This is a genomic window from Streptomyces lothianensis (assembly GCF_047779955.1).
Classification (GTDB): domain Bacteria; phylum Actinomycetota; class Actinomycetes; order Streptomycetales; family Streptomycetaceae; genus Streptomyces.
In genome coordinates this window covers 1-1,717 of the sequence record NZ_JBLMKT010000109.1, presented here as the reverse complement: position 1 = coordinate 1,717, position 1,717 = coordinate 1, and the positions used below count along the sequence as shown (strand labels likewise).

Annotated in this window: 1 protein-coding gene; it reads right to left on the bottom strand. The window is 69.2% G+C overall.

Going from position 1 to position 1,717, the window contains the following annotated elements:
- Positions 1-68 precede the first annotated feature (68 nt).
- The gene (locus ACLF6P_RS29795) at positions 69-1,559 is read right to left on the bottom strand and encodes an IS4 family transposase (protein WP_415954532.1); all 1,491 of its coding nucleotides are present in this window, start codon (positions 1,557-1,559) and stop codon (positions 69-71) included.
- Between the last annotated feature and the right edge of the window lie 158 nt (positions 1,560-1,717).

Here is a 1,717-nt window from a genome sequence, read left to right as displayed (position 1 = left end):
GAGGACGAACGCCACATACGCCCATCCCGACCAGGTGCGGACATAGGTCATGTCCCAACGCCGGTAAGTTAGCCGCCCTTTCGGGCACGGGTAGTGATTTTGTATTCGACCTTGCTCGGCGGGCGAGTCGTGATCGCCTTGGCCAGGGCGACAGTCCCTTTGCGCTCTCTCGGTTTGGCGCGGGGCCGGCGCGTCAGGAGTGGGTGAGTGTGGATCTCGCTCAGCACGTCGTGCAGAAGCCGTGCCGGCGGCGCTGTCTGGCCGATGGTGCGGACCAGGGCCCGCAGGGTGACGGTAAAGGATATGCGGTCGGGGTCGAGCGCCTCGGCGTGCGGGTATGTCCGCGCCGCCCGGGCACGGGTGATCTGCACCAGCTGATAGACGATGAGCAGGGCATACAGCTCCTGGGCCACGCCCTGGGGGTCCTTCGAGCGCAGGACCTTCTGATGGCTGCGCAGGTACGTCTTGAGGTCGGCGAAGGCGATCTCGGCCTCCCAGCGTTCCGCGTAGAGCCGCGCGATCTGCTCGGCGGGGGCCTGCTCGGGATCGAGCAGGGTCGTGATCAGCCGGTAGGACTCGGTGCGGGGCTCGCCGTGCTCGGGGAGGACGGTGACCTCGGCCTCGATGACACGGATCCGGATGCCCTGCTCCTGGCGGGCCCGCAGTCCCAGGCGGCGGCCGCGTTCGCGGGCACTGCGGCGCCAGTCGCCCTTGACCGAGTAGACCGGGCCGGGCAGGACCGACAGGTAGGAGCCGTCGGGGAGTTCGGCGAACACCGGAAGCTTGCGCCGGGAGGGAGTACGGAAGATCAGGTGGGCGCCGGTGCGGACGATCTGCGACACCTGCGGAAAGCCGGTGAAGTACCGGTCGGCCAGCACCAGCATGCCCCGGCGCACGGCCCCGGTCTGCATGAGCTTGTCCAGCAGCGGCAATTCGCCGACCGACCACGGCCCCCACACCGCCTCCAGCACCGCCCGCGTCCCACTGGCGATCAGCGTGAGCACTCGTATCTGCGGATAGCGGCCGGAGCCGAAGCGCCCGCGCGGCGGGGCGCCGAACGCCTTCCGGTTGGCCGGGGTGTCGGCCACGTCCAGGCGAGTGCCGTCCACCGACACCTTCAACAGCGCCAGGTCGCATCCGAAGGCCGACATCCCCGGAGCGTCGGGATCGCCGTGAGGGCCGCGCAGACGCCGAAACAGGTCCCTGAGCGGGGCGGGGCCGAGCCGGCGGCGGGCCTGGACCGCGGCCGCGGTCGAGGGGATCCGCAGTGCTCCGGCCCGCAGATGCTCCTTGAGCTGCTGAAACAGCATCCGCAGCACTTCGGGATAGCCGGCGGCCGGGCACAGCCACAGAGCGAGGACGAAATACAACGTCACACGGGCCGGCAGCGCACGTACCCGCCGTTCCCGGCGCCCGCAGTCGGCAATCACCTGATCCACGACGTCGGGGGAAAGCAACTGTGGCAGGGCTCCCAGACCGAGATCGTCCAAAGGATGACGGGAGCCCGACGACTTCAGCCTCACTCGGGCAGCGGGAACGGTGGCAGGATGAGCAGACATGGGAGCCTCGGCAGGGACGCGGTCTTCTTGGTCGAAACCCAGTCCCGCCGGGGCTCCTGTATGACGTCAATCCCCCGAAAGGGCGGCTAACTTACCGGCGTTGGGTCATGTCCGCGACCCACAGCTGATCGGGCCGGGAGGCGGTGAAGTCGCGGTCG